This is a genomic window from Streptomyces sp. BV286, from assembly GCF_019090165.1.
Taxonomy (GTDB): domain Bacteria; phylum Actinomycetota; class Actinomycetes; order Streptomycetales; family Streptomycetaceae; genus Streptomyces.
Genome location: NZ_JAHRIB010000212.1, coordinates 247,916 through 255,138, shown reverse-complemented (window position 1 = coordinate 255,138; position 7,223 = coordinate 247,916). Strand labels below are relative to the sequence as shown.

Sequence of the window (7,223 nt, the reverse complement as noted above, 5' to 3'; positions counted from 1 at the left end):
CCCCCGCCCCGGGCGCCGGGAAGATCAACCTCGACAAGGGCCGCGTAAGCCTCCAGAAGAACCAGACCGTGTCCCTGGTCAAGGGCGGCCGCCCCTTCCTCGCCCAGGTGAAGATGGGCCTGGGCTGGGAGCCGGCGTACCGAGGCAAGGACATCGACCTCGACGCCTCCGTGATCGCCTACGGCCCGCAGCGCAACCACATCGACAGCTGCTACTTCGGCAAGCTCTCGATCGTGAACGGCGCGATCAAGCACTCCGGTGACAACCTCACGGGCGAGGGCGGCGGTGACGACGAGGTGATCGTCGTGGACCTCGGCCGGCTCCCCCAGGACGTCACCGGCCTGGTCTTCACGGTGAACTCCTTCTCCGGCCAGAAGTTCACGGAGGTCGCCAAGGCCTACTGCCGGCTCATCGACGCCGCCACGGGCGAGGAGCTGGTCCGCTTCGACCTCACCAGCGCGGAGGCCCAGACCGGCGTGATGATGGCCAAGCTCATCAAGCAGTTCTCCGGCGAGTGGGAGATGACGGCGCTGGGCAACTTCGTCAAGTCCCGCACGGTCCGCGGCATGGTGAAGCCCTCCGCCCAGGCGCTGTAGGCAGCGCCCGGACCCATCGAGGTCCTACCGGGCCGGCCGGACCGGGGACGTCCGGCCGGCCTCGGCCGACCCGGTCACATCTTCGTCGCGCCCGCCGCCAGGTCCCGCAGGAAGTGCCGGGCCCCGATCAGGAACACCACGATCAGCGGGATGACGCTCATCAGCGCGCCGGCCATCACCACGGCGTAGTCGGTGTTGTAGGCGACGTTGAGGTTGGCCAGGGCGACCTGGAGGGTGAGCCGGTCGGGGTTGACCAGGACGACCAGCGGCCAGATGTAGTCGTTCCAGATGCCGATGAACGTGAAGATGCCGAGGAAGGCCAGCGCGGGCCGGAACAGCGGCATCGCGACCTGCCAGTACAGCCGGAAGAAGCCGGCGCCGTCGATCCGTCCCGCGTCGAGCAGCTCGTCGGGCAGCGAGTTCTGCGCGTACTGGCGCATCCAGAAGATCCCGAAGGCGTTGGCCGCGCCGGGGATGACCAGGGCCTTCAGCGTGCCGGCCCAGCCGAACTGCGCCATGGTGACGAACTGCGGCACCAGCGACAGCTGCGCGGGAATCATGTAGGTGGCCATCAGGGCGCCGAAGAGGAACTTCTTCGCCGGGAACTCGTACTTGGCGAAGGCGAAGGCGGCCAGGGAGTCGAAGAACAGCACCAGCACGGTGCCGGTCGTGGCGACCACCACGGTGTTGAACAGCGAGGTGAAGAAGTCGATCCGGTCGAGCACCTCCCCCATGTTGTGCAGCAGTTGGGTGCCCGGCACCAGCCTGGGCGGTGAGCTGAGGATGTCCTGGGTGGTGACGGAGGCCATCACCACCAGCCAGTAGAAGGGGAACATCGACACCAGCACCCCGAGAAGCAGGGCCACACGGACCCAGATCCGGGTCGCCCTGCTGCCGGACCCGATGGCGAGCCCCGCGTTGGAGGGCGCGCGGTCGGCGGTCGCCGCGGACCCCCGTCGACGTTCAGCGGCCATTGCGGGCCCCCTTGCGCAGCGAGATGCCGCGGCGGCCGTCACGGTCGGAGCCGGACACCAGCCGCCAGTTGATGACCGCGAAGAGCCCGATGATCGCGAAGAGCAGCCAGCCCATCGCCGCCCCGTAGCCGAACTGCAGGTCGTTGAAGGACTTCTGCCACAGGTAGAGCACGATGGTCATACCTTCCTGGCCCGGCCCGCCGGTGGTCCCGGGGTCGTCCGAGTAGAAGAGCACCTGCGATTCGGTGAAGATCTGCAGGCCGTTGATCGTCGACGTGATGACGGCGAAGAGGATCACCGGCCGCAGTTGCGGCACCACGACCCGGAAGAGGGTCTGCCGGCTGTTCGCCCCGTCGACCCGGGCGGCCTCGAAGAGTTCGGTGGGTATGGCCTGCAGCCCGGCCAGGAAGATCAGGGCGTTGTAGCCGACCCACCGCCAGATGATCATGATCGAGATCGCCGACTTGATGCCGAGGGAGGAGCTCAGCCAGCCGACGCCGTCCTCCACCCCGACGGCCTTGAGCATCGAGTTGGCCAGGCCCGCCTGGGCGAAGACCGAGCCGAAGACGATGGTCATGGCGACCATCGAGGTGACGTTGGGGATGAAGTACGCGACCCGCCAGGCGGACGCGTAGCGCACCTGCGAGTGCAGCAGGAAGGCGAGGACCAGGGCCAGGAACAGCATCGGCACCGTGGAGAGGAACCAGATCTGGAAGGTGTTGAGGATGGAGTGCCAGAACACCGAGTCCCTGAGCAGCCACTCGTACTGCTGCAGGCCGACGAAGCGCATGTCCCCGATGCCGTCCCAGTCCTGGAAGGACAGGTACAGGGAGAAGACCACGGGGAAGGCGCCGAAGACGGCGAACAGCAGGTAGTACGGGGAGATGGCGAGGTACGGCGGAAGGTGCCGCCGCCACCGGCCGGCCGGTGTGCCGGCGCCCGCCCCCCGGCCGCTGGTCGCCTCACTCTGTTCGGCGTCGGGAACCCGCGCAGCGTCCGCGACGGTCGCCATGTCAGCTCACCCCCCGCTGGGACAGGGCGGATTCGGCGGCGTTCATGGCGTCCCGCCACGCTCTGTCGGGGTTCTTGCCGAGCGTTTCCACGTTGGTCAGCTCCTGGAAGACGGGGGTGTTGGCGGTCGCCTCGTAAGGGCTGGAGAACGTGACCGGGGCCTTCTCGGCCGCCGGGCCGAAGACGTCGACGGGGATCTGACCGCCGAAGAAGCGGTCGGGCCTGCGCATCGCCGGTCGGCTGTAGGCGGCCGGGGTGGTGGGGAACAGGGCCATCTCCTGATAGCTCTTCAGCTGGTTCTCGGGCCCGAGCATCCACTTCAGGAAGGCGAACGCCCCTTCCGGGTCACGGCAGTAGCGGGTGATGCCCACGTACGAGCCGCCGTAGTTGGTCGGCCCGGCGGGCATCCCGGTCAGCCGCCAGTTCCCGGAGGTCTTCGGTGCCACCTGCTTGAGACCGTTGATCGCCCACACCGCGTTGATCAACGTGGCGACCCGGCCGCGGCTCATGGCCGCGTTGTAGTCGGGCGTCGAGTCCAGAACCCGGGCGCTGAGCCCCTGACGGTAGGTCTCCACGGCCACGTCCCAGGCGTGCTTGACGTGTTCCTGGTCGCCGATGAAGCGGTCGTCGGCGTCGACGAACTGCTTCGGGCTCTGGTACAGCACCATCCGGAAGACGTAGCTGATCTGGGAGACGAGGTACGGCTTACCAGGCGCCCGCTCCTTCAGGGTCCGCCCGACCCGCAGGTACTTCTCCCAGGTCGAGGTGGCCTGTGCGACCTCGTCCGGCTCGGTCGGCAGCCCTGCCTTGTCGAAGAGGTCCCGGCGGTAGAAGAGCGCGGTGGGTCCGGCGTCGAGAGGGAACCCGATCACCCGGCCGGACGGAGTGGTGGCGGCCTTCCACTTCCACTCCAGGTACTGGTCCTCGATCGCGCCCACGCCGAGGTCCCGCAGGTCCAGGAACTCCTGCTCGTCCGGGAAGAACTCCGAGACACCGGAGTTCACACACGCCAGGTCCGGCACGTGGGCGCGGGCCGCCATGCTGGTGCGCAGTTTCGCCTTGTAGTCGCCGGCGATGGGCGACCCCTTCACCTTCAGCCCGGGCACTCCGGGCACGGAGCGCTTCGCGGTGGCGAGCAGCTTGTCGCTCAGGGCTCCCTGCCAGTACCAGATGCTGAGATGGTCGGTGCCCGCGGAGGCCGAGCCGTTGCCCGCCCCGCATCCCGACAGGCCGAGCACGGCGGCGCCCGCACTGCCCAGCGAGGCCCCCAGCAGACCCCTGCGGGACATCGTTCGGTGTTCCATCGGCGCGCACTCACTTTCCGGGCACGGTCCGGCCGGGCATGACGCCGCCTCGGGCCCGTCTACGGGTGGGGGGAAGACCAGGACAACGATGTCGGCGGGTGTTTCCCGGGCTCGGGCCGACAGCGTCGCAGGGTCCGTGAGCGTTCACGTGAACGTTGCCGTCGAGTATCGGGGCGGCCGAAAACCAGTGTCAAGGGACGTACGAGGTCAATGTGCCGAGGCGGACCGGCCGTTCGCGCGGGATCAGGCGGAGGCGCGTACCACGAGCTCCGGAACCACCCAGGCGTCCGCGCCTCGCAGCGGTTCCTCACCGGCACGCAGCCGGGCCACCTGCTCGACGGCAAGCCGGCCCAGCCGTCTCTTGTCGATGTGCAGGGTGGTCAGGGCGGGCTCCACCAGTTCCCCCAGCGACAGCCCGTCGAAGCCCATGACGGCCAGGTCGTCGGGCACCCGCCGCCCGCCGCGCCGGGCGGCCCGCATCGCGCCGACGGCGATCAGGTCGTTGAACCCGAGGACCGCGGTGACGTCGGGCCGGTCGCGCAACAGCATCTCCATGCCCGCCTCGCCGCCCGCGACGCTGTGCTCGGGGCACAGCACGACCCAGCTCTCGTCGACGGGCAGCCCGTGCTGCCGCGCCTGGGCCAGGAAGGCCTCCCGCCGGGGGCCGGGAATCTCGAGCCGGTCCCCGTCCAGCATGCCGATCCTGCGGTGTCCCGCACGGACCAGATGGGCGATGCCCTGCTCCACTCCGACGGCGGCGTCGATCCCCACGGCCGCGAACCGGGTCTGCTGCGGCCCACGCTCCAGCAGCACCAGAGGCACCCCTCCCAGCCACCGGGCCAGGACGTCGTCCTCGTTCTTGAAGTACCCGACGACCGCGTCCGCCTGATGGGACAGCACGTCGAGTGCCTCGCGCTCCCTGGCGTCATCGGTACGGGAGTCCCACACGACCACCTGCCAGCCGCGCTGCTCGGCGGCCTCCAGTACACCGGCGGCCACCTCGGGGAAGAACGGGTTCATCAGGTCCGGGATGACCAGCCCCACCGTCACCGTCCCCTTCCGCACCAGCCCGCGAGCGAACCGGCTCGGCCGGTAGTCCAGCAGCCGCGCCGCCTCCAGCACCCGCTCCTTGGTACCCGGGTCGATCTCACCCTTGTCATTGACGGCTCGTGACACGGTCTGGCGCGACACTCCGGCCAACTGGGCCACGTCATGAATAGTGGCCCGCCGGCGAGAGCCGTCAGGCCGTCCGGTAAGCGGCTCCCGCTGATCGTCACCCCACACGCGGAGCACTGTATCCGGCCACACGAACACAAGCCCCCCACACCCCACGGCGCACCCGACGACGCACGCCCGGCCCCACACCACGCACCCGCCGTGCACCCGGCAACGCACGCGGGGCGGGGCCGTGCCGGTATGTCACGTTCGCAGCATAGGGCTCCCGCAAAAGACCCGTACTCGACAACTCAGGGCAGTAGGCCCGGAAGGCTGCGAACGGACATACCGGCACGGCCCCGCCCCACCACCCACGAGCGGCAAGCGGCAAGCGGCAAGCGGCAACGAGCCAGTCAGAACAGGGCGCTGTAGGCATTCAACGCAGGCTGCCCACCAAGATGGGCATACAGCACGGTCGAGTCCGCCCCGATCTCCCCCCGACCCACCATATCGACCATCCCGGCCATCGACTTCCCCTCGTAGACGGGATCGGTGACCATGCCCTCGGTCCGCGCGGCAAGCCGCATGGCCTCCAGCGTCACCTCGTCGGGAACGCCGTACGTGCCCGCGTGATACCGCCCGTCCAGCTCGACATCGTCCTCGGTCAACTCCGCCTCCACACCGATGAGTTGCCCGGTGTTCTGCGCGATCCGCGCGACCTGCGCCCGGGTACGGCCGGGATCCGCCGACGCGTCGATGCCGATGACGCGCCGCGAACGGCCGCCCGCCTCCTCCAGCGCACGGAACCCGGCCACCATCCCCGCCTGCGTCGACCCGGTCACGGAACAGACCACGACGGTGTCGAAGAAGACGCCCGACTCCCGCTCCTGCTCGGCCACTTCGTAGGCCCACCCGGCGAACCCGAGCCCGCCGAGCGGGTGATCGGAGGCTCCGGCGGGAATGGCGTACGGCTTCCCGCCCGCGCCTTCGACCTCCCGCAGCGCCTGCTCCCAGCTTTCCTTGAAGCCGATCCCGAACCCGGCCCGCACGAGCCGCACGTCCGCACCCGCGAGCCGGCTGATCAGGATATTGCCGACCTTGTCGTAGACGGAGTCGGGCCAGTCGACCCAACTCTCCTGCACCAGAACGCACTTGAGCCCGGCCCGAGCGGCACAGGCGGCGACCTGCCGGGTGTGGTTGGACTGCACTCCGCCGATCGAGACGAGCGTGTCGCACCCCTGGGCGAGCGCGTCCGCGACGAGGTACTCGAGTTTGCGGGTCTTGTTCCCGCCGTAGGCGACACCGGAGTTGCAGTCCTCCCGCTTGGCCCACAGCGAGGCCCCGCCGAGGTGCGCGGTCAGCCGCTCCAGCGGGTGGACGGGCGAGGGCCCGAACAGGAGGGGGTAACGCGCGTACGAGGATAGGGACATGGGTCCTCCCGGGGTTCGGAATCAGTCGCCGTCGGCGAGGCCTTCGAGCCCTCGCCAGATCTCCGCGGTGACCCGGACCGCCTCGTCCACGTCACCTTCGGCACACGCCTCGATGAGCCGCTCGTGCAGCCCGGCCGAGCGGCAGTTGCCGCCCTCGCCGAAGCGCCGCCGTTCCAGCCGGCGGATCAGCGGCGTGTACCGCGTGACGGTGGCCGCGACCGCGTGGTTGCCGCTCGCCCGCACCAGGACGTCGTGCAGTTCGTCATCGGCACGCAGGGCGGCGTCCACGTCCCCGGCGCGTACGGCGTGCGCGAACCGCGCGTTGGCCGAGCGCATCGCGTTCACGTCGGGCCCGCGCAGCCGGGGCACGGCGACCCGCGCGGCCAGTTCGTGCATGGCCCCGACCACGGCTGCGGCGTCCCGCACGTCGGCGGCGACCACCGGAGTCACCCGTGTGTAGCTCTGCGGCTTGCTCTCCAGCAGGCCTTCGTCGACGAGACGCGAGAAGGCCTCCCGTACCGGCGCCCGGGACAGCCCGAGCCGCTCGGCGAACTCGGCGTCCCGCACGACCGCGCCCGGCTCGATCTCCCCGGCCACGATGGCGTCGCGGATCGCGGCGTAGGCCTGGTCCCTGAGCAGGGTGCGCGGTACCGGTCGAATGGCCATATTGAAATGTTAGATGTCAGTCCCCAGCCGCACAAGACCAGTCCCTCAAACCCACAGACCCCCGCAGCCCACCACCCACCACCCACC

Annotated in this window: 7 protein-coding genes; 1 reads left to right on the top strand and 6 read right to left on the bottom strand. The window is 69.6% G+C overall.

What is annotated here, in order from left to right; genetic code table 11:
* A partial coding sequence (locus tag KUF83_RS41720) for a TerD family protein (protein ID WP_217460339.1) occupies positions 1 to 596 on the top strand: 596 nt, incomplete at its 5' end.
* Between the two features lie 74 nt (positions 597 to 670).
* Here KUF83_RS41720 and KUF83_RS41715 read toward each other — a convergent pair.
* The 6 genes from KUF83_RS41715 to KUF83_RS41690 form a co-directional block, all read right to left on the bottom strand.
* Entirely contained in the window at positions 671 to 1,570 is a 900-nt protein-coding gene (locus tag KUF83_RS41715) for a carbohydrate ABC transporter permease (RefSeq protein WP_217460338.1), read from the bottom strand.
* Positions 1,560 to 2,582: a carbohydrate ABC transporter permease gene (locus KUF83_RS41710; RefSeq protein WP_217460337.1), complete on the bottom strand. Its 1,023-nt coding sequence runs from the start codon at positions 2,580 to 2,582 to the stop codon at positions 1,560 to 1,562. Before KUF83_RS41710 ends, KUF83_RS41715 begins: the two co-directional genes overlap by 11 nt.
* A gap of 1 nt (position 2,583) precedes the next feature.
* Entirely contained in the window at positions 2,584 to 3,870 is a 1,287-nt protein-coding gene (locus KUF83_RS41705) for an ABC transporter substrate-binding protein (protein ID WP_217460336.1), read from the bottom strand.
* Between the two features lie 258 nt (positions 3,871 to 4,128).
* Complete coding sequence (locus KUF83_RS41700; RefSeq protein ID WP_217460335.1) at positions 4,129 to 5,169, bottom strand: LacI family DNA-binding transcriptional regulator; 1,041 nt, start codon at positions 5,167 to 5,169, stop codon at positions 4,129 to 4,131.
* Positions 5,170 to 5,453: 284 nt separating this feature from the next.
* Entirely contained in the window at positions 5,454 to 6,470 is a 1,017-nt protein-coding gene (locus tag KUF83_RS41695; protein WP_217460334.1) for a 1-aminocyclopropane-1-carboxylate deaminase, read from the bottom strand.
* A 21-nt stretch (positions 6,471 to 6,491) separates the two neighbouring features.
* Positions 6,492 to 7,136 carry a GntR family transcriptional regulator gene (locus tag KUF83_RS41690; protein ID WP_217460333.1) on the bottom strand — a complete coding sequence of 215 codons (645 nt, stop codon included), beginning with the start codon at positions 7,134 to 7,136 and terminating at the stop codon, positions 6,492 to 6,494.
* Positions 7,137 to 7,223 lie beyond the last annotated feature (87 nt).

Coding starts and splice junctions, on each gene's coding strand:
- KUF83_RS41710 (WP_217460337.1), bottom strand. CDS start 2,582: ATGGCGACCGTCGCGGACGCTGCGCGGGTTCCCGACGCCGAACAGAGT.
- KUF83_RS41705 (WP_217460336.1), bottom strand. CDS start 3,870: ATGTCCCGCAGGGGTCTGCTGGGGGCCTCGCTGGGCAGTGCGGGCGCC.
- KUF83_RS41715 (WP_217460338.1), bottom strand. CDS start 1,570: ATGGCCGCTGAACGTCGACGGGGGTCCGCGGCGACCGCCGACCGCGCG.
- KUF83_RS41690 (WP_217460333.1), bottom strand. CDS start 7,136: ATGGCCATTCGACCGGTACCGCGCACCCTGCTCAGGGACCAGGCCTAC.
- KUF83_RS41695 (WP_217460334.1), bottom strand. CDS start 6,470: ATGTCCCTATCCTCGTACGCGCGTTACCCCCTCCTGTTCGGGCCCTCG.